The 22615-nt window shown below is 56.8% G+C and carries 11 protein-coding genes; 8 read left to right on the top strand and 3 right to left on the bottom strand.

Annotated elements, in window-relative coordinates; translation table 11 throughout:
• Window positions 1-837: 837 nt before the first annotated feature.
• From Pla52nx_RS11455 to Pla52nx_RS11445, 3 genes are all read left to right on the top strand, one after another.
• On the top strand, window positions 838-1017 hold the full coding sequence (locus tag Pla52nx_RS11455; RefSeq protein ID WP_342190384.1) for a hypothetical protein: 180 nt from the start codon (window positions 838-840) through the stop codon (window positions 1015-1017).
• A gap of 96 nt (window positions 1018-1113) precedes the next feature.
• On the top strand, window positions 1114-1386 hold the full coding sequence (locus tag Pla52nx_RS11450) for a hypothetical protein (RefSeq protein WP_146520225.1): 273 nt from the start codon (window positions 1114-1116) through the stop codon (window positions 1384-1386).
• Window positions 1387-1977: 591 nt separating this feature from the next.
• Window positions 1978-9006: an Ig-like domain-containing protein gene (locus Pla52nx_RS11445; RefSeq protein ID WP_146520226.1), complete on the top strand. Its 7029-nt coding sequence runs from the start codon at window positions 1978-1980 to the stop codon at window positions 9004-9006.
• 8 nt (window positions 9007-9014) lie between these two features.
• Here Pla52nx_RS11445 and Pla52nx_RS11440 read toward each other — a convergent pair whose 3' ends face one another.
• The 3 genes from Pla52nx_RS11440 to Pla52nx_RS11430 all read right to left on the bottom strand — a co-directional run bounded on the left by Pla52nx_RS11440 (window position 9015) and on the right by Pla52nx_RS11430 (window position 14114).
• Complete coding sequence (locus tag Pla52nx_RS11440) at window positions 9015-11000, bottom strand: vWA domain-containing protein (RefSeq protein ID WP_146520227.1); 1986 nt, start codon at window positions 10998-11000, stop codon at window positions 9015-9017.
• Window positions 10997-11890, bottom strand: coding sequence for a DUF58 domain-containing protein (locus Pla52nx_RS11435; RefSeq protein WP_146520228.1), 894 nt, complete (start codon window positions 11888-11890; stop codon window positions 10997-10999). Before Pla52nx_RS11435 ends, Pla52nx_RS11440 begins: the two co-directional genes overlap by 4 nt.
• Before the next feature lie 883 nt (window positions 11891-12773).
• The gene (locus Pla52nx_RS11430; protein ID WP_146517834.1) at window positions 12774-14114 is read right to left on the bottom strand and encodes a serine/threonine-protein kinase; all 1341 of its coding nucleotides are present in this window, start codon (window positions 14112-14114) and stop codon (window positions 12774-12776) included.
• Window positions 14115-14322: 208 nt separating this feature from the next.
• Between Pla52nx_RS11430 and Pla52nx_RS11425 the strand changes: the two genes are divergently transcribed.
• The 5 genes from Pla52nx_RS11425 to Pla52nx_RS11405 all read left to right on the top strand — a co-directional run bounded on the left by Pla52nx_RS11425 (window position 14323) and on the right by Pla52nx_RS11405 (window position 22553).
• Complete coding sequence (locus tag Pla52nx_RS11425) at window positions 14323-16080, top strand: GspE/PulE family protein (RefSeq protein WP_146517835.1); 1758 nt, start codon at window positions 14323-14325, stop codon at window positions 16078-16080.
• Between the two features lie 473 nt (window positions 16081-16553).
• Window positions 16554-17660, top strand: coding sequence for a type IV pilus twitching motility protein PilT (locus Pla52nx_RS11420; RefSeq protein WP_146517836.1), 1107 nt, complete (start codon window positions 16554-16556; stop codon window positions 17658-17660).
• Window positions 17661-17754: 94 nt separating this feature from the next.
• The gene (locus Pla52nx_RS11415) at window positions 17755-19467 is read left to right on the top strand and encodes a GspE/PulE family protein (RefSeq protein WP_146517837.1); all 1713 of its coding nucleotides are present in this window, start codon (window positions 17755-17757) and stop codon (window positions 19465-19467) included.
• A 162-nt stretch (window positions 19468-19629) separates the two neighbouring features.
• Entirely contained in the window at window positions 19630-21066 is a 1437-nt protein-coding gene (locus Pla52nx_RS11410; RefSeq protein ID WP_146517838.1) for a type II secretion system F family protein, read from the top strand.
• Between the two features lie 128 nt (window positions 21067-21194).
• Entirely contained in the window at window positions 21195-22553 is a 1359-nt protein-coding gene (locus Pla52nx_RS11405) for a type II secretion system protein (protein ID WP_146517839.1), read from the top strand.
• Window positions 22554-22615: the final 62 nt, after the last annotated feature.

Genomic DNA, 22615 nt, shown 5'->3' with positions numbered 1-22615 from the left:
TCACTGGTTTGAGTGTGGTTTGTTTTTGGGAACACTAATTGGCACTGATCGAACACTAATCAGCAGAACTGCAAGCAGGCTGGATGAAGGCGGCTGGCCAGCAGTTCCCGGAAGAAAATGGGACGGGGAAGAAAATGGGACGGGGGTAATATTGACAGAGCTGCTTCCCCGCCGACACCGAGATCTTGCTCGCCGGTGGCAACATCAAATGCATCGAGCAAATGTCCGTGGGCGACCGAGTCTCATCGCGGCACCCCGATGCGATCACGGCAGGCGAAGTCCCCCAGACGTACCACTACGCTGGGCTGGCAAAACGTTGGGGTTGTGTGTTTTTGGGTTTGCGCAGGTTTATGTCCCGACTGCCGGCGCAGCTGGTGCACCCAGTGAGCCTCAGGCGCTAGCCGTGGGCCTGAGCCGGATTGTGGTGCCGGCCCACGGCTAGCGCCTGAGGCTCACTTTGATTGCCATGCATGGAACAAAAACCTGGACTGAAAAAACAATGTCAACACCAACCTTTTGCCAGCCCACCACTACGCCCCACAACCGCTGCTCAACATCCACATCGGCGACACTCTAATCGCCACCACCGCCGGCCACCCTTTCTACGTCTTTTCACCACAAGCTACCTCCCAGCCTGCAAAACACCCAAGGACGAAAACCACCCCCATCCCATTTTCTCCCCGGCGAAGCCCTTCCCCGCACTGAGCTTCACTGGGGTCAGCTGAGCTTCACTGGGGTCAGGGTCAGCTGAGCTTCACTGGGGTCAGGCCTTGCATTGGGTTTTCGGCGGCATTAGATTCTTCAGCCGTTTGATCGTCTTCCACTCCAAGGTTGACCATGCCTCGTCCTCACCGCGTCCAGTTCCCCGGGGCTATCTATCACCTGATCACCCGGGGTGATGGCCGACGGGCACTGTTTCACGATGAAGGTCACTACGAACGCTTCACCCGCGGACTCACTGAGCAAGTTTCCCGGTGCGGCTGGGTGTACGGCAGCGTCTCGACTGAGCTTCACTGAGCTTCACTGAGCTTCACTGGGGTCAGGCCTTGCATTGGGTTTTCGGCGGCATTAGATTCTTCAGCCGTTTGATCGTCTTCCACTCCAAGGTTGACCATGCCTCGTCCTCACCGCGTCCAGTTCCCCGGGGCTATCTATCACCTGATCACCCGGGGTGATGGCCGACGGGCACTGTTTCACGATGAAGGTCACTACGAACGCTTCACCCGCGGACTCACTGAGCAAGTTTCCCGGTGCGGCTGGGTGTACGGCAGCGTCTCGGGTCTGGTCCGCCGCGCCGAGCGACGACATGCCCAGTCGCCGTCGTGGCGACGACGGGCAGCATCGATCGAGGACAGACTGCAACTGAAAACCCAATGCAAAGCCTGACCCCGTATCGACGGTCCGATCGAGGACACACTGCAACTGAAAACCCAATGCAAAGCCTGACCCCGTATCGATCGGCGGCTGGGTGTACGGCAGCGAGTCGGGTCTGGTCCGCCGCGCCGAGCGACGACATGCCCAGTCGCCGTCGTGGTGACGAAGGGCAGCATCGATCGAGGACACACTGCAACTGAAAACCCAATGCAAAGCCTGACCCCGTATCGATCGGTATGCGATTACAGGCGGAGAACCGGACGCTATCGCGTGCCGGCTGATATGCGCAGACTGTTTTCATGCCAATCCGCGTAAGCCGTTGCGTGCATGTGTATTGCGAAGACTTTCGTGAGTCGAGTGAATCATCCGAGTTAACGCTGCCTTTGCGGATGGTGGGAATTCAGGCGAATCCCATTACGGATTGTCTGCGAGAGGCAGTTGGGCAGAATATCTTGGTTGGATCATTGACACAGGGTGTCAAGCCAAGCCAAATTATGCGATGGCAGCGAAAGCTGCGGTTGCGAGAGAAGCACCGACTAAGCAGACTCCCGTTCCATCGCGACCATTTAACTGACCCTGGGATGTCCGCTTTGCTGGTGCAATATGTCTCGTCCGCGCTTTGTTCGTGGTCGTGGTCGTGGTCGTGGTCCGATTCGTCGCAAACTCCGTTACGAAGCGCTTTCCCCTCGCCTGCTCCTTGCCGGAGACGTGCAGAATCCCGGCAATTCTCTGGACGTTAACAACGACCTATACGTTTCCGCCTTGGATGCCTTGGACGTCATCAACCGTCTCGGTCGGCTGCGGGAGAGCGCCAGCTACTTTTACGACGTCAATGACGATGGACGGGTCTCAGCACTGGACGCTTTGAACATCGTCAACTCGCTTGCGGGCAAAGTCCCAGAGATCACACTGCGGCTGCTTCGCGACACCGACAATGATCCGGGCGCCCAATTGAACGATCGTAGAACGTTCGATCTTGGGTTGCGTGGCCGTGTGAATTTCGATTCCGATAATCGCACTCTGTACGTGTTTGCCGACAATCGCTGGGTTGATGTCAGCTATGCCGTCCAGCCCAATGGTTTCTTTGAGCTCGCCGACTGGGAAATTCGCGATGCCGTCGGACAGCTTTCGTCGGGAGTAAATAATCTGCGTTTCAGCACGCGTTCCAACGGCGCCCACGACAGGGACATTGATATCCAGATTCTCTCGGCACCGCCGGCTCCCACACTGAGCCATTCGGTTTTGGACGAAGACGGCATCGCACGACTCGATCTGCTCGGTGCGACTTTCGACGCGGACACGCCTCGGGACAATCTCGTCCTGCAGATACTGCAGCAACCTGCATCAGGCACTTTGGTGATGGAATCGGGGGTTTACTACTACCGACCGCATCAAGATTTTCATGGTTCAGACCAATTCGTCTATGAAGTCCATGACGGAGATCAGGGCAGCGGTCACGTTACCTTTTCGCTCACAGTGAATCCAGTCAACGACCCACCGTCGCTGTCGGTGATCGATGATGTTCATGTGAATGTTCTTGAAACCAGCATCGCTGTTCCGTTTTCCGCTACAGATATCGATGGCGATGCACTGGAGTTCCTCGGATACGCGTCCATCCGCAACCCGTTGGCAGAAATCCGAGACACCTACGGTTTGGTCGATGCGGGCGAATCCTATTTCAACTTAACCGGTCTGGATGAAAAATGGCTGTTTGGAAAACAGGGCACCTCATTCTTTCTGCTCCCCAACGGTGACCTGGTTCAGTGGAACGAATCCTTTGTCGAGACGGAAAAACGCGAGACCTTGGTCACGCGATTGGATGCCTCTGTCTACGAAGATCTATCACTGCTGTGGAATGCGGCAGCCGAACTGTTGGCGCCTGCGGCCGTTCATGTGCAAGGGGACGGGATCACCATTGTCCCGGATCCAGGACTGGCGGGCGAAATCAGCGTGACGGTATTCGTCGCCGATTCCGAAGTAGCTGCGACGCAACAATTCAAAGTGATCATTGATCCCACCTATGACTCGAACGAGACCGAACGTGTCGTCACCGACACGCTGATCGAGCAGTCACTGGATTTGACCTACGAAAACACACCCGATTTCATCCAGCAGATTGAATCACAACTGCCCGGGCTCAATGAATCCGCTCGTGAAGAACTGATCCCTGAGTTGCAACGCGTGGAGCAACTCTATGAAGACACCAGAGCAAACATCGCGGCATCCCAAGCAGCCCAGCAGCAGGCAATCAAGAACAATCAAGTTCGACTGGGTGAGTTTGAGGAAGTCAAAGCGATGCTCGAACAGTTGCGTTCCGAGTACGTCTCCGAGTGGAATGCATTCCAAGCCCGCCCCAAACTCGCAAGTATCGATGAGTCGATTCCACCGATCTTCATTCACGGGCGAAACTACACGGAAACGATCAAGGTTTATCAGGGCGAAGCACTGGAAATCAATTTCCGGGCGGTCCACCCCGCTCACGCGCCGCGGTACTCATTCGGATTTGATCCCTACTTTGATTACGGGCTGCTGCGACTGGACAACCAATTTGGTCTGTTCCAATGGCAAACTCCATCCAATGTCTTGGGAATCTACGATTTCTATGTGATTGCCGAGGTGGACGAGTACCGAACCTCGCGAATTGACTTCCAAGTCGAGGTGCTGCCCAATCCACCGCTGGTGGAATCACTGAGCGTTTCCCCGGCCAGCGTTACGGACAAGGCCACTGACCCGATTACGTTGACGGTCAACAATGCCATCCATCCTCGACTCAGGATTGATGGCTACCACTATTTCCAAGACATGGACGGAAACGGTGTCCTGGATGAATCGGTTGATAAGCTATTGATCGGATCGGGCGGCGCGAGCTGGACCGGTCTCCCCTACGCGGTTCCCGGTGACACCCTTACCTTTTTTGCCAAAGCATACTCGTACACATTCTCCGCTCAACTGTTCAGCGAACCGGTCTCTGTGACCGTGGATGTGCTTCAGACACCAAGCCTGGATTTGGACCTGCTGGAGGAAGTCTCCGGACGCAGTATCGTCGGGAACAATCCGGGAGTTCTGTCGACGCAAGTTGCCCGCTACGGGCAAAACCAAGCCGCAGTGGTGCGGTCTAGCAGTGGCGTGACGATCCAACGTTACTCGAACATCGATAGCATCGGCATCGGCACGCCCGATTCATCACCGGTATCGATTGGCACCTTCTCCACGGGAGCCATCGCCGCCAGGGCGGATGCCTCTGGGAACGTCACCATCGTATTCGTCAACGGCAGTTTCCAAAACCCTGATGCATCCAGCGGCAGCGGGCTTTGGCTGATGCGTGTCGACGCGAACAACTCCGTCCTCATTCCGCCGACCCGGTTGGCGTCGATCGAAGACAGCGAAGGTTTCGTTTTCACGCTTGAGATGAACCAGAACGGTCAAGGCGTGATTGCCTGGAAAGGCTACTACGTGGCTCCCGTCGTTCACTTGCAAACATTCTCCGACGGCGGCGCAACGCTGCATTCCGTCCATCAGTTGAACTATGCCGGCGGATTCAATGATGGTGGAGTCTGGGAATCGTCGGCAATCGATGCGGACGGCCGCTACCTCGTTGCCTGGGGAGGCGGCTTTGGCGAACAAGGTCATGTGGCGACCGGTATCGTCGCGGCACCCGATCCGCCGCAAGTCAGTGTTTCTGAAATACCCGCCTACCATGCGGCAACCAATTCCACCCAGTGGTCGGTACTGGTCAGTGGCAACGCCATGCAAGTCATTGATCCAAGTGGTCGGAAAGCAGGGGCGCCATTCGCAACGGCCCCATCGAATGAGTTTCGTTCGGTCTATGACATTCGATTCCTGGACGAACAATCGATCCTGCTGCTGACGCGAAACAATGACAAGATTGAACGCCAAGACTACCGGCTCGATGTCCGTTCGGGACTGAGCCTCGAAGCGGTTTCAGTGCCAAACATCGGCTCCTTGTTTTCTGCCCAGTCGATTGAGATTGATTTTCAGATCCGAAATGACCTGCCCACGGAGGAGGCTCCGGTAGATGTTGCCTTCTATCTCAGCCACGATGATGTGTTGACGTCGAGCGATCGTCTGCTTGGAACCGTCCGTACATCTTCGACTCTGCCTGGCGAATCAACGACAAGCTTTCACGGCACGCTGACCTTGCCGCCTGATACCGACCCTCTATGGTCCAAAGGACACCTGTCGTTGCGTTTGATCGCCACAATTCCGGTTGCCGGCAGTCAAGTCGCAATTCGATTGCCGTTCATCGCGGCCAATCCGCCAAAGCCGAACCAAAGAACGGGACCGGCAAACAACATCGTCATCCAGCCACCCACGGATCCGCCTGCGGTCAAGTACATACGCCCCGAAGTGGTCCTGGAACAAGTCCCGACGGACGAGTTCAATCGTTCGGATCACTTCATCCAATTGATCGGCTATCAGTTCATCTCCGCGACACGCCAAATCATGCGTGTCGCGCCCGCCGACTTGATCGGGCAGATTCAAGAGATGCAGGATGAGATGGATAAGACGTTGGATGCGTTCATCGCACAGGATTTCCGATTGGACCAGCAACGTGCCGAGGAACTGGCAAGAGCCGTAGCCGTCCGCAATGCGGAACTGGCCAAGGCCGAAGCGGCTCGTGTGGCATCCCTTCAATCAGCGACACTCTCACGAGACCAAGTGGTCGCCGCCAATCAAGCCAAGATCACCGCCGAACAGAACAGAAAAGCGGCGAGAGTCGCCGCCGAACAGGCACGTTTGAATCAAAAAATCGCCGACCTGCAGCGTCTGGCATCGGGTAGCAACGGTGCGGTCTCTCAAATCAACTCCATCATTTCCAAACTCGGCTTTCCGCTTGCCGGTCTTGGTTTTGAGGGAGAATCCCTTGCACGCCTTTCGCTTCCGAAGGACCCCATTAGCCAGAAGCTAAGCTCCAGTCCTTTGGTACCACAAGTCAGTTGCAATGACTGTGTGAACAAAGTCGTCAATGGCATCAAAGACGTCGCCCAGACGGTCATCGATCCGCTAAAGGTTCAAGAAAAAATCTCACAAGTCCAGACGCAACTGCAGGGAGTCGCTGACAAAATTCAATCCCAGATTGATCGCGTAACGGCTCCGTTGAAGGCACTCGTCCAGGCTGTACAGAACGCACACACATCGATCGTGCGCAGCATTCAGAACGCACACAATGCCGCTGTACAAACCGCGACAAAACAGTATCAAGGACTGGAAACGCGTATCAATGAGCGAATCGAAAAGGCGATTGACTCGGCAGTCGCGGAGGCCAAAGAGAAAGTCGTCGAAATCCGTGGAAAACTCGATGACTTGATCGATTCACTCTCGTCGCCTGAAGGAATCATCGAGCAACTCAAGAGCGAAGCTCAGAGCATTGATGAACAAAACCCGTTTGGCAGCGTGGCAGAGATCATCGCCAAGGCCGAAGAGTCCGCAAGCGTTGCCAAAGAGGTTTTGGAGCAACTGAAAGAAAAGATCGCGCCGATCATCGAGGTGATCAAAGAAAGCGAAGGCAAGTTCTCTGACTGGGCGAACGAAAAAGGCGGCGTGCTGTCCGACTGGGTCAAAGATCTTGGTGGCAAGATTTCTGATTGGGGAAAGGATGCGCAGGACATTGAGCAAGTCCTGCAATACATCGCAGGCGGTGCGGAATACTACTGGGAAAAAATCATCGGCGCAGAAGCGGTTGCGTATTCCATCACCACCTCAGGCACGCTGGGACTGGGTTACGCGGGCGGTTATTACTATGCGGACATCAATCTGCCAGGCGGTGCAAAGTTCGATACAGGAGACTTGCAAAACAACTTGGAAGGCAACGCAACGCTACCATCGGTGAACTTTGTCGAACTGATCTCCGGAGCGCTCGGAGGCACGACCTCAAAGTCCTCGGATTACTACGAGATTCGTGATTCGCTCCGAGAGATGTTCGATACTCCGGTCTATTTCGCTTCCGAGCGACTCGTCGAATGGCTGAGTGCCGAAGCGCAGGTGTCCGCAATCGTGACTTCGATCTACGCCAATAAAGATCAGTGGGTCAACGAAGCCAAACGTGAGGGAAGTCTGGAATGGGGACGGTTCATGGCTTGGCTCAGTGTGCACAACTTGTCACTGGACGCCTTGATCGCGGATATTCTCAAGAATCCCAATTCAGCACCCGTCCTGTTTGCGCCGCTCTTTGCGGCGATCGAGCCAACTCTCGGAAACGTGTTTGCCGCTCAGATGGCCGGCTTGTTGGCTTCGGATATCCAGCCACGTGGAACGGCGATGTCCGATGGTTCTTGGGTCAACAACGAACTCTTGGTCCGTGATCCCTTTGAACTCTACACGGATGAAGCCCTGCGAGGCCTGGTCGGACTGCGTCCCCAGGGCAGCAACGACAGTGTGCTGCGTGAAGCGATGCTGGAGCTTTTTGCAAACCCGACCACCACTCCTCAGTCGACTCTTGAAACCATCGCGCAGCAACGGGGCCGTTCGCTGACGCAGATACAAGCGGAGTACGAGAAGTTCAAACGGGTGTTGGTACAACGGGATGCGGCGACGGGACAAGATGAGATTGAGAATCTTGCTACGCGTCATGAACGCTTTGCAGCTACCGAAACGCAACTTCGTTATGGAACGGTCGTGGGAGCAGCATTCGGGATTGACCCCGTATTCGGTGCGGCGTTGAATCCAACCGGAGGTCTTGTTGGACCGGGAAATGTTGCCTACGACAGTGGCAGCAACGTGCTGAGTTACCACGGAACGGTACACGACGCCGCCGGCTATTTGTTCAACTACCACAACGCTGGCCCGGGATACGATTACTTGGGACTGGAAGACGACCTGGAAACGTCAAGCCCATTGGCGGGACAGCGAACGGGGATCGCTTACTGGTCTCAAGTCTTTGATCACGGCTATCCACTGCGCGTGATGTTCAACCCAGGAGGACCGGTCAATTATCACTACGATTTCCGCTCGTCTCCGCTACTCGGATCGAATGAAATCGGGTCAACCGATTTGTCTCACATCAGTTTTGGCATGGTCTATACCGGACGCGATACCGTCCCAGGAATTCATGACCCGTATCGATCGGTGCTGACGCGTGATGGGTTTGATTTGGAGGAACTCGCTGACAAAGGGACCGATCCGCTCATCGCAAAGATCTTGTCAAACTTTCTCTCGGGTGCGTTCCTCTCTGGAATCACCGATGTTTTGACGGGCAACGGATTATCGCTGGAGGAGATCGAGAGCATCGGATGGAAACGCACCATCAACACCGCCTACGAGCAACAGATATTCGAGGCATTTGCGACCATGTTTGGCGTCACCAACGCCGACATTCTGGCGGAGTTGCCTGCGGACGACGTGCGAGCACCCGCAGTCGTTAGCCTGATGAACAATCAACCCATCTACGACCGAGTCCAAGCCTACCTGGATCAGTATGTCCATGGAAATGCCGGATCAGCGACCATTGAGCGCCTGGAGTTCGACATCAGCACTTACGAACTGAATGTCGATTTTGCGATGACTCACCGACAGAGCTGGGGTGACGTCAGCGATCTGGCCAACCAGTTGGTCACCGACACCGACTTGAGCTGGGATGAAATCGTCGGTCGCCTCAAGGCGTTGGCGACGTGATGCAAAGATCACGCGATGCGTTTGTTGTACAGCCACCATTCGATGGCTAGCAGCGCTAGCATCGCGACCAAGATCCAACGCCAGTATTCGACTCGACGCTCCACGCCACTTTCCCCGGTCAATGTGTCGTAGCCGAGTTCGAATGCCGGCTGTGTCGGTACGTTGCTTTCGCGCTGACCGAACAAGTTGACGCTGAACAACTCGACCAACTTGTCATCCGCCATCACACGATAAGCACCGGGTGAATCCGTGTCGACAAATTCGACGATGCCGCCGGGAGCAACGCTCATTTCTTCGCCGCTTGCCAATCCGCGGGAGATCTCAACCTTGGCAATCTGACTTTCCAATCTCAGGCGGACCGTTTCACCGGGCAAGTAAGACGGTGCGGAGGTCGCGTCCGCCGCGCCGGCGAGGTACCTCATGATGTTCAACAAGAACACCGGCCAAGAACGCTCGGCGTACCAGTTGGTATTGGTCAGCGTGCCACCGTCGTCGTCGGTGGACACGATTTCGAAACCCAGCACCAGGTCTTGGAATCCGTCACGCGGCGCAAGAGCCAGCATCGTGCCAGAGTCTGCACCAACCAGTTCACGGGTCCCCGGAGGACCTTCCAACGCCCGGCCGCTGAAGACCAGCAGCGAGTACAGTTCCAGGTACTGCATCAGCGGATGCGTGCGATCGATGTCCACCAGGATCACGCGTCCCGGTTCCGATGTGTAGCTCCATTGCTCTGGCGGCAGGGAGCCGATGAAAAACGTGTTCGTGGGCGGCATTTCTTTGGGCTGACAGCGATCGTAGATGATCAAGTCATCGATGCCGGCTTCCACGCGTGCCTTGTATTCTTCCGTGTCCAGGTAACCGGTCGGCTGAAAGTCCGCCACGCAGACTTTCTGAGCACTTTCAGTGGTCAAGCCGATTTCCAGCGGGCTGTTTCCGGAGGTGAGCACCAAAACGGAAACGGTACGCAGCGGTCGCAAGCCGGCGTAGGCAAAGTTGTCCACCGTCAGTTCGTCTTGCAAGGGATTGCCGTCGGATTCTAATCTCAGTTCAACCGTTGCAGCGGACTCTTCGTTGGGCAATGAGAACGTCACACCGGCTTCGCCCTCCTCGTCAAGTTTTACCGACTGAGACTCACGGTATTCACCATTGACGTACAGGGCGGCTTCGCAGGTATCGGGAGTGGAGGAGTAGTTCGTGATGGTCGCGTAGGCTTGTGCATCACCAGGGCTTTCCACGTTTCGGTCCGCAGAGAACGCGGTGATGGCGAGGTTGCCGGTCGTTTCCGAGCCGATCGGGACATAACGTGCTTTCAGGTTGCCCATGTTAAAAGTATTCACGTCTTGGAAATTGCCGTCGCTGTAGATCAGCATTTCCGCGGGCATCGCATCGGCAACTTGAATGTCCGTCGCGTCGCCACTGGTACTGCTGCGTCGGGGATTGGCCAAACCGTCTGCGGCTTGCAAGGCACCACGGATGTCTGTCGTTCGATTGGTCACCGTGGCGCGATCCAATGCTTCACGTAGCCGTGTGCGATCCGACGTGAACGCCTGCAGAACCTCGGCGCGGTCACTGAAGGTGATCAACATCGCTTCGTCCGTATCCAGCATCGTGTCGATGCGCTCGCCGATCATGCGTTTGGCTTGTGCAAAGCGATCGTCGTCATCCTCCACGTCCGTCGTCATCATGCTGGCCGATGTGTCCAGCAAAAATACCGTGCGTCCCAAGCCCGATTGTTCGCCGCGGATTCCCGGACGCAGCAACGCGAGCGCGGCCAGGGCGATGGCAAGCAGTTGCAACAGCAGCAGGAGGTTGCGACGTAGACGTTGCAACAAACTGTTGACGTGCAAATCCTCCACGGTCCGCGCCCACAAATAAGTCGACGGGATCTCGACCGGTTCGCGGCGTAGTTTCAGGAAATACAGCAAGATGATCCCCAGCGGGACCGCACCGAGTAAAGCCCACTGGCCTGGCGAAAGCGTCGAAATCCAGCTCATCGCACCACCCCGCGTTCACGCAAGTACCGCGTGATGACTTCGTCGACCGGTTGATCGGTTCGCACCGGGATGTAGGCGATCGAACGTCGCGAGCAAAACGCTTTGACGGATTTCAGGAACGATTGCAGTGTCTGCTTGTAGCGTTCCAGGACATAAGCGTTGACGGTGATCTCGGTTTGATCGCCGTCCTCGACATCGATCAAGCGTCGGTCGCCTCGCAACGGTGGATCGATTTCCTCCGGTGACAAGACGTGCATCACAAACACATCCATCTGGCGTCCGACCAGCATCCGCAGCGCCGATTCGTAACCTTCCTTGTCCATCAAATCGGTGATCAACACGACGACTCCGGTTCCACCATTTCGTAACGAGAACTGTTTCACGCCTTCGTGCAACGAGACGTTGTGGCCGCTGCCAAAGGAATCGAGGTACTGGAGCATTTTCCACAAACCGCTACGACCTCTCAGCACCGGTGCCCGCCGTCCTTCGTCGCCCAACGCTTGAACGCTGACGCGGTCGGCTCGGCACAGTCCGATGTACCCCAACGCCGCAGCCAACTGTTTGGCTACATGCAACTTCGTCGGGTCACCAAAATTCATCGACTCACTGGCGTCGATCAACGCGTAGATGTGCAAGTCCTCCTCTTCCTGGAACAGTTTCAGGAACAACTGATCCAAGCGGGCATACAGATTCCAGTCGATCAACCGAAGGTCATCGCCGGGAACGTAGTTGCGAAAGTCGGCAAACTCGACGCTTTGCCCTTTGCGTTTACTGCGTCGTTCTCCCTTCATTCGTCCACGAAAGACTTTACGTGAAACGAGTTCCAGTCGCTCGAGCTTGGCGAGCAATCCTGGGGAGAGCAGTTGTGTGGGTTGGGTGGTGGGTGGCATGGCAAAAGTTTACCAGATCCGCTGGGGCAGGTTTGCAACCTGGCAAATCTTGAATGGCTGGCTTGATGGCCCCCGTGAGCCTCAGGCGCTAGCCGTGGGCCTGAAGCGGATTGTGGTGCCGGCCCACGGCTAGCGCCTGAGGCTCACTGTGGTTGCGACACGTGGAACAAAAACATTGGCCGGAATAACTGGAGCGGATTGTGGTGCCTGCCCACGGCTAGCGCCTGAGGCTCACTGTGGTTGCGACACGTGGAACAAGAACATTGGCCGGAATAACTGAGCGGATTGTGGTGCCTGCCCACGGCTAGCCCGGATTATTCATTAGCCGGCACGCGATAGCGTCCGGTTCCCGATTACAGGTGTAAGAACCGGACGCTATCGCGTGGCGGCTGATATGCGCAACCTGTTTTCGTGCCAATCCGCGTAAACCGTTTCTTGCAAACGTATTGCGAAGACTGTAGTGAGTCGCGTGAATAATCCGGGCTAGCCGTGGGCCTGAAGCGGATTGTGGTGCTGCCCACGGCTAGCGCCTGAGGCTCACTGTGGTTGCGACACGTGGAACAAAAACATTGGCCGGAATAACTGAGCGGATTGTAGTGCTGGCCCACGGCTAGCGCCTGAGGCTCACTGTGGTTGCGACACGTGGAACAAAAACATTGGCCGGAATAACTGAGCGGATTGTGGTGCTGCCCACGGCTAGCGCCTGAGGCTCACTGTGGTTGCGACACGTGGAACAAAAACATTGGCCGGAATAACTGAGCGGATTGTGGTGCCTGCCCACGGCTAGCGCCTGAGGCTCACTGTGATTGCGACACGTGGAACAAAAACATTGGCCGGAATAACTGAGCACGCTATCGACTTGGAAAGTCGAGCGACAATCCGCTCAGACCGAGCCTCGGACGAGGAATCCGATGATGGCACCGACCAGCATGCTGATCGGGATGGCGATTGCCAGTGCGATGGCGATCGGCAGGGCATGGGATTTTCGGGCCCGTCGAACCCGCCGCTCTGGGTCCAGGATTCCAGCGGAGTGATGCGACTCGGAGACGCCGCCGAGGCTCAGGCTGCTGGCCGAAGGTACATTTCCGGCGCCGCCTTCGGAATGGCTGGCGTGGTCGTCGGCGTCGATGACGTGAACATCGGCGATCGGCGGGCTGCCTGGCGGCGGCGGTGCCGTCCAAGCCTGTCGCTCGATCGGACGATCGATGGCTTCGGCTGCCGTATCGCACCACAACTCCAGACGCTCGGCGACTTCGCCGGCCGACGATGTCCGCCGCGCCGGATTCTTTTCCATCATGTCGGCGATCGTGTCGACGAAATCTTCGCTCAGTTCCGGGGTAAACTTCCGCGGATGCCACGGCGTTTGTTCGCAATGACGTTTGCACTTGCTCTTGGTGTCGCCGCCGGGAAACGGAACCTTGCCCGTCACCGTGTAATAAAGCGTACATCCCAACGCGTAGATGTCCGAAGCGGGGCCGACGGACATCGGGTTGCGAATCTGCTCGGGCGACAGGTAATCCGCCGTCCCCACGATCTTGCCCGCCCTGGGATCATCGTCCAAACCCATCGTCCAAGCTGCCAAACCGATATCGGAGACTTTGGCTTGTCCCTCCGGCGTCACCAGGATGTTGCCCGGTTTGACGTCGCGGTGCACCAAGCCCATCTCGTGTGCGTACTGCAATCCGCGAGCCGCTTGAGAAATGATCATCGCCGCGTGGGTCATGCTGAGCGGTCCGTTGCTCCGCACCAAACGCCTCAAGTCCGTGCCGGGGACGTACTCGGTCACCAGATATTGGACGCTGCCGTCTTGGCCGGCATCATACGCCCGCACGATGTACGGGGAATCCAAACCGGCTTGGACTCGGATCTCGCGACGAAAGGACTCGCTGGACACGTCCGTGGACTTTTCCAACGGCAAGACCTTCACCGCACAGACCCGTCCCATCACCTGATGGACCGCCTTGAACACCTGCCCCATGCCTCCTTGGCCGATCCAATCGGTGATCAAATACGGCCCGAGCGTCAGTTTCGTGCGGCCCGCCCTTAGCTGCTGGGCTTGGTAGCTCGTCAACACGCCGCCCTTGACCAGCGTGGAAGCCAGCACGTCATCGGCCTCGGATTGTGTCAACTCCACCACCTTTCGCAATTGACGCTCCGTCACCAGCCCGCTCCTCAACGCGGCTTCGCTAAACGTCAGGGCGGGCGTGGGCGAAGGTGGAGGCATCGAGGTCCGATGTTCGGGCGCGGCAATTTGAGTCAGGAAATGGCAACACTTGGGATTCTTGGTTGACCCGTTGGGCTGCTGTCGATGTTATTCTATAGCGAATACGACGATGCCCAAGCCATCGGGCACGTGTATCCTTTTCTCCACAAATCAGCAACGACCTCGGCCAACCACGACCGGCCGTCGCACCGTCAGTCAGGACGAAGACATGAGTACCAAAGCACGAGAATTCACCGACCTGCTGCTTCGCAAAGGAGTGATCAGCCTCGACCAGTTGTCCGAAGCCGAGCAAATGGCCAAGGATACCGGGATCGACGTCGGCGACGCGCTGACCAAAATGGAATACGCGACGCCCGAGGAAGTCGCCAGGTCCCTGGCTGAATTTCACAAAATCCCCTTCGTCGATCTGCGGGAAGAACGCATTCCGGACGAAGTCATCGAGTTGGTCCCCGAGTCGGTCGCGCGGGAAAACATGGTCCTGCCCTTCAGCGAAGAAGACGGGGCGTTGCGGATTCTGATCGCCGACCCGTTTGACCTGGAAACCATCGAAAAGCTGCGTTTCATCCTCAATCGCAAGATCGAGACCGCTCTGGCACCCAAAGAGGCCATCCAGGGGGCGATCAACGCCTACTATGGGCAGGTCGAAGGCGAATCGGCTGACTCGATGCTGCAGGAGTTCACCGACACCGCCATCGACTTCACCGAAACCGAAGGCGACAGCGCCGCGGCCGAAGAAACCGTCGACGACAGCTCGGCCCCCGTCATCCGGCTGGTCAATTTGATGATCCAGGAAGCCGTCCAGTTGCGGGCCAGCGATATCCACGTCGAACCGTTCGAGGACCGGGTGCGGATTCGCTATCGGATCGACGGCGTCTGCGTCGAGCGGGAAAGTGCCCCCCGACGGATGCTCTCCGCCATCATCGCCCGGATCAAGATCCTGTCGAAGATCGACATCTCCGAAAAGCGGCGACCGACCGACGGACGGATCAAAATCACGGTGGGTGACAAACAGCTCGATTTGCGGGTCAGCATCATCCCCACCAATCACGGCCAGTCCTGCGTCATGCGGCTGCTGGACAAGGACAACATCAAAGTGGGGGTGCGTCAGCTCGGCCTCTCCGAACGCGACTTCCGGATGTTCAACTCGCTCATCCGGCGTCCCAATGGAATCATTTTGGTGACAGGTCCGACGGGCTCCGGCAAGACCACCACCCTGTACGCCGCGCTCAATGCTCTCAATCGCCCAGACCGCAAAGTCATCACGGCGGAGGACCCGGTGGAGTACTACCTGCCGGGGATCAATCAGGTCGAAGTCCGACACTCGATCGGGTTGGACTTTGCCCTCATCATCCGCTCCATGCTCCGCCAAGCACCCAACATCATCCTGGTGGGCGAAATGCGTGACCACGAGACGGCATCGATGGGTATCCAGGCCTCACTTACTGGACACCTGGTATTTAGTACTCTACATACGAACGATGCGCCCAGTGCCATATCACGAATGGTGGACATCGGTGTACCATCCTATATGGTGGCGAGCTCCGTGATCGCGGTGCTGGCCCAGCGGTTGGTGCGGACGATTTGTCCGCGCTGCAAGGTCAGGTACCAGCCACCAGAAAGCGTGATCGAGGACTCCGGGTTGCCGCCCGAAATGATCAAGCAGGCTGAGTTCTCGAGAGGGAAAGGCTGTCCCTACTGTGGAAGGTCCGGTTATCGGGGCCGGATCGGCATCTATGAGCTGATGGTGATCAATGGCAAACTGCGTGAGATGATGTTCAAGGGAACGAGCACCAAGGACGTCCGCATCGAAGCCATAAAGAACGGTATGTCAACACTTTACGCCGACGGGATGCTCAAAGTGATCCGCGGCGTGACGACCTTCGAGGAAGTCTATCGTGTGGCGAAAAAGACCGAGCAAGAGGACTTGGCGATGAACCATATCGTCAAAGATCTCGATTCTCTGTAACCGGGGAAATGGGCAATCGAGGGGGGATGTACGGCGGGCCAGGCGTCCCTCGATACAGCCCCGCTGCGGCTCGACGGGCCGCGCGATTTGCCGTCATTTCTGTGTCGACTTGGCTACCCCAGCCGCCCTGCCAAAGGCGGCTCAAGGCACGCAAGATCTACCCGCTGCTTTTCTCTTGAGCATTCGGCTGCAACACCAGCGCCGTGCCACCAGGCTTGCAAAATCGACTTCTTTTTTGATTACCAAGAGCGATTCAGAGATAATGCAAGCGAACCCCGGCCCCCAGGCCCGGCCTTGTCTTTCAAAGCAACGAATTCGAAAAATAACGACTGCTCACCAAATGGGGGGCATCGAATAACTTATCCATATCCATTCCATCCTATGGCCCACGTTCCGCTGGGACGACAGCAGCCTAGTGATGAAACAACCGTTTGCTCACTTAGTTCCGTAGCATCTGCTTGCGGGGAGAAATCATGGCAACCGTACTTATCGACAAGCTGCTGCAGGCGGCGATCAAGCAGGGTGTGAGCGACATTCACATCGTGGTCGGACAGCCTCCGGTATTCCGGTTGCACGGTCGGATGCGAAAGCTGGAGACCAAGACTCTGGAGGCGGAGGACGCGGTCTCGCTGATGAAGAGCATCACGCCGGAACGCTGCCAGCGGGAGTTGCAGGAGGCGGGTAGCACGGACTTTGGTTTCGCGTTTGGCGACCAAGCTCGATTTCGCGTTTCGGTATTCAAGCAACGCGGTTTCATCTCGATGGTGCTGCGTCAGATTCCCAATGACAAGTTGACGCCGGAGCAGTTGGGCTTGCCGGAGGTGGTGGTCAAGCTGGTTCACCGACCGCGGGGACTGTTCCTGGTGACGGGGCCGACGGGGTCGGGCAAAAGTACGACGCTGGCGAGTTTGATCAACTTGCTCAACGAAACGGTGGACCACCACATCATCACGATCGAAGACCCGATCGAGTTTTACCACGATCACAAGATGAGCACGATCAACCAACGTGAAGTTGGCGTGGACGTGCCGAGTTTCTCCGAAGCGATCCGCCGTGCATTGCGTCAGGACCCCGACGTGATTCTCGTCGGCGAGCTTCGCGATTTGGAGACCATCGAAGCGGCCATCAGTGCGGCGGAAACCGGGCACGTGGTGTTCGGCACTTTGCACACCAACAGCGCCCAAGGCACGGTCAACCGGATCATCGACGCTTTCCCGGGGAACTTGCAGGACCAGATTCGCACACAGCTTGCCAGCACTCTGATCGGTGTGGTGGCGCAGACACTACTTCCGCGAATCGGCGGCGGCCGGGTGGCTGCCTACGAAGTGTTGGTGGTGACCGCCGGCGTTTCGAACTTGATCCGTGAAAACAAAACCTTCCGAATCAACAGTGCGATGCAAACCGGTGCGAAGTTCGGGATGCAGTTGATGGACGACGCCCTGTTCGATCACTGGAAAGCAGAGCGGGTGACGGTGGAAGAAGTCTTGGGCAAAGCACACCGGCCCGATGACTTGGCCAAACGGATCGTGCAAGCCCGGCGTGGACTGGACGATTCGCCCATTCCGGTACCTGAAGAATAGCAATGTGGGGCAGGCTTTCAGCCTGCCACCAAAACCCCGACAGGCCCAAGGCCTGCGCCCCTACACACTCACATCACTTTATTAGGCAATCCCCATGGCACCACGTCGTATCGGACAGATTCTGGTCGACCTTGGTTTCTTGACCGACGAGCAACTGGAGGTTGTTCTGGAGGAGCAAGAACAGCAGCCGGGTGCGTTGTTCGGTAAGATCGCTGAAGACATGCAGTTGATCACCGAAGATCAGCTCATTCAGGCGCTCGGTGAGCAACTGGGAATGCAGACGGTTTCGCTGGAAGACGTCGAGTTGCCCCCAGACGTTTTGGAAACGATCACGGAAACGATGGCGCAGTTGTACCGCGTCGTTCCGATCCGTTTCGACGGCACGACGTTGACGGTGGCAACTTGCGACCCACAGAACTTGAGCGTTCAAGACGAGTTGCGGACGTTCTTGGGGTACAGCATCGATGTCGTGATCGCGACCGAGCGCGACGTGCAAACAACGTTGACACGTTATTACGACAGCGAGTCCGAGAGCGTCGAGAAACTGGTCGCGGAGCTGGCCGAAGACGAGGAGCTGAAGGCGGCGATCTCTGCCTTGGAATCGGAGAAGTTCAACATCACCGACGCCGAAGCGTTGGCGGACTCCGCTCCGGTTCGAAAACTGTTGAACATGGTGTTGCTGTTGGCGATCAAGGATCACGCCAGCGACATCCACTTTGAGCCGTTCGAAGACGAGTTCCGGATTCGCATCAAAGCAGAAGGTGTGCTGTACGAGATGGTGCCGCCGCCACGTCACCTCGCATTCGCGATCACGACGCGGATCAAGGTGATGGCGAACTTGGACATCGCCGAGCGACGTTTGCCTCAGGACGGTCGGATCGAGTTGATGGTCGGTGGTCACCCGGTCGACTTGCGAGTCAGCGTGTTGCCGACGATTTTCGGCGAGAGCGTCGTCATGCGGGTGTTGGACCGTAGCGTGGTGAACCTGAGTCTCGAGAACGTCGGGATGGACGAAGCGACCATGTCGGCGTTTCGCAAGGCCATCGACCGGCCCAACGGGATCATTTTGGTGACCGGGCCGACGGGTAGCGGAAAGACGACGACGTTGTACTCGTCGCTTTCCGAGATGAACGACATCAAGGACAAATTGATCACGACGGAGGACCCGGTCGAGTATGACATCGACGGCATCATCCAAATCCCAATCGACACCGACGTCGGCGTGACCTTTGCCAGTTGCCTGCGGGCGATTTTGCGACAGGACCCCGACACAATTTTGGTCGGCGAGATCCGTGACTTGGAGACGGGCGAGATTGCCATCCAAGCCGCCCTGACGGGACACCTCGTGTTCAGCACGTTGCACACTAACAGTGCACCGGCCACCGTGACCCGCCTGAAGGACATGGGGATTCCGACTTTCATGATCTGTGCGACCGTGGAAGCCATCTTGGCTCAACGATTGGTGCGCCGGATCTGTACAAAGTGTCGCGAGGAGACCAAGGTCAACACGTCGATGTTGTATGAGTTGGGCATGAGGCGAGACGAAGTTGAAAACATGAACTTCTTTAAGGGTGCCGGATGCGACCAGTGCAACAACACGGGTTACAAAGGCCGGATCGCTTTGTTCGAGCTGATGTTGCTCAACGATACGATCCGCGAAATGATCATGGGCAACGCGTCCACCGACGAGTTGCGTGACGAAGCCGAGCGGGGCGGGATGATCACCCTGCGTACGTTCGGTATGAAATTGGTAAGTGACGGGATCACGACCGTCGAGGAAGTGATCCGAGAGACAGTACAGGATTAGATGCAAAGAGTGAGCCGCGACGCGTAAGCGGCCGGGCAGTGTGTGATGGCCCGGTGCCTTACGGCTCACGGACAACTGAGCGTGATGCCCGGTGCCTTACGGCCCACGGCTCACATCCAACTGAGACATTCCATTTTGACAATTTTTGAGTGAAGACTTCCTATGCCGACTTATCAATTCGAAGCGATGGACGCCGGCGGTCAGGAGATCCGGGACGAGATCGACGCCGCGAACGAGGAAGAAGCGCAAACCACGATTCGGCAGATGGGGTACTTCGTCACGAAGATCTCCGTCAAGAAACAAGCCGCGGCCGGCAAGGCGGCTAAGAAGAAGCGTGGGTTCTCACTCGGCGGTGCAAAGACCAAGCACATCACCGCGTTCACGCGTCAGTTGTCCATTCTGCAAGACGCCGGGTTGCCGATTCTGCGTAGCCTCAAAATCTTGGAGAACAACCAAAAACCGGGCAAGCTCAAGTTCGCGTTGATGGACGTTTGCGAGGAGATCGAAAGCGGTTCGACGCTCAGCGAAGCGATGGCGAAATCGCCCAAGGTGTTCAGCCGCTTGTACGTCAACATGATCAAAGCCGGTGAGGCCGGGGGTGCGTTGGAGACCATTCTGCAACGTCTAGCGGACTTCATGGAACGGGCCGAATCGCTCAAGCGAAAGGTCAAGGGCGCGTTGATCTACCCGATCATCGTTTCGATGGTCGCCGTGTTGATTCTGACCGGGATCATGATCTTCATCGTGCCGACGTTCGAAAAGATGTTCGACGAGTTCGAACTGAAACTGCCGGTGCCCACGGTGTTGCTGATCGCGATGTCAAACTACGTCGCTGACTATTGGTTCTTGTTGATCGTGATGCCCATCCTGTTGTTGATCATCGTCAAACTGGCCAAGAAATTCCGTCACGGGCGGAACGGGTTCGACGCGTTCATCATTCGGGTGCCCGTGTTCGGATCGCTGATCGAAAAGAACATCATGGCCAGAACGACCCGGACGTTGGGAACGCTGGTGTCCAGCGGTGTGCCGATTTTGGAAGCCATCAATATCACCCGGGAGACCGCGGGCAACGCGGTGTTCGAGAGGTTGTACACCAAGGTCAACGAAGCCATCCGTGAGGGTGAGGTGATCAGCAAACCGCTGGCCGAACACAGCCAGTTGGGTTTCCACCCGATGGCCGCGTTCTTTTTTGCCCTGTTCGCATCGTTCCCCGGAGTCCTGCTGGCATCGGTCGCTTTGACGGCTTCGGGAACGAAGCTGGATGACGGTACGATGGTGCAGCAGTTGACCATGTTGTCGGGCTACATGATTTTGCTGGGGATCGTTTTCGGCATCCTGTTCTACCTGATGAAAATCAAGTCACGGATCGTCGATGACTTGGTCGTCAACATGGTCGACGTCGGTGAAGAAACCGGGGAACTGGACACCATGCTCTACAAGGTCGCTGACACGTACGACGAAGAAGTCCGGACGATGACCGACAGCCTGACATCGTTGATCGAACCGTTGATGATCGTGTTCCTCGGTGCATCGGTCGGTTTCATCGTCGTCAGTTTGTTCATGCCGTTGATCTCATTGATCACCTCGTTGAGCTCTTGAGTTTTTTGTGTCGCTCGCCGACGGTGGCGAGCGACTGAACACTTCCCATTACCTTCACCCTCCACTTCACTCATCCAATCAGCACGTCGCCAATCAACCGCAGACGTCAGAAGGGGTCTGGTACTCAAATGAATGCTTCCCAAACAACCGCACTGAACCATCCGACACGGCGAAGGCCCCATCGCTCTGGTGGACCCGTTCGCTCCAGTGGACCTGCTCGCTCCGGTGCAGCCGTTATGGGAGCTTCGAGGTCCGGCTTTACCTTGGTGGAATTGCTGGTGGTGATCACAGTGATCGGTGTGCTTGCCGGCATTGCCATCCCGGCAATCAACATCGCGTTGAAAACAGCCCGAAAGGCGGCGATGAACGCGGAGCTAAATGTGATCAGTGAGGGCATCGAGAATTACAAACTCAAATTCGGTGATTACCCGCCTGATTTCTCAGATTTCAATGTGGTCGAGCGTCATTATCGCAAGGTGTTTCCCGATATTCAGCAATCCGAGATCACGTTGCTGTTCCGTTTAGGTGACAGCATCGCGGACAACACCGCCGCTCAAATGCAGGCCGGCAATGGCGCCGTCTGGGGCGACAACATTCTGATTGCTGCAGGGGCGGGCACGATTCCCACGGGGATGAGCGTGATCGATCGGGCAGAAGCCCTGGTGTGGTCGTTGGGCGGTTTCAGCGCTGACCCGCAACGACCCTTCACCGGAACCGGCGGTCCTCTGCTTTTCTTTGGCAGTGCATCGGATGACCCCACCGATCCGGCATTCTATCAATACAACCCGACACGAAACGCACCACTGGTCACTTTTGAACCGGAGCGTCTCGGAATCGCGACGTTCGATCCGTCCGCTGCGATCAGTTTTGCCAATCGCACGATCAGCACCGACGAAGTCAACCCGAGTTACGGTCTGGGTGCTGTCTTGAGCACGCCTGATGTTTTTCCAACCTATGTGCTACGGGAAAACGCCAGCCCAGCGGTTTATTTCGATTCACGCACCTACGCCAACGCGTCGCAAGCCGGGGCAGCTCAGGTCACCAATATGTATTTGAGGTACATCGACGGAAACGACGACCCCGATGGTGTTCGCCCGATGTATTCCGAGACGCCGGTCCCGCCACCATCGAGTGCCTACGGATCGTTCGCCGCGGCTTCGCGAGCTTGGGAGTTTGTCAATCCACGAACCTTCCAAGTCCTTTCGCCCGGCCTGGACGGACGCTTCGGTCCCATCATGGATTTCGACGGTCCACGCCAGGCTTCGGGATCAAACGTTGGCAATGCAACCGACAATCTACCGGCTTACTACCAGTTTCCGACAGGTCGCATGATCTGCTTGGACCCCACGCAATCGTCACCCAGCGGTTTGATGCGAGGCGGAATCAGTCGCTACGACATCACCGGCCCATTTCCGAACGAAGAAAACGTGTTCGTCGACAACATGACGAATTTCAGCGAAGGCGAACTGATCGGCAAGCTGCCCTGATTTGATAGAGGATGGAGTGGGCGAAATGACGAGTAGGCGTCGAAAGACTTCGCCCGCCATAG

Origin of the sequence: Stieleria varia (assembly GCF_038443385.1) — a bacterium.
In the GTDB taxonomy this organism is placed as follows: Bacteria; Planctomycetota; Planctomycetia; order Pirellulales; family Pirellulaceae; genus Stieleria; species Stieleria varia.
This window is presented reverse-complemented; position numbering and strand designations above follow the sequence as displayed.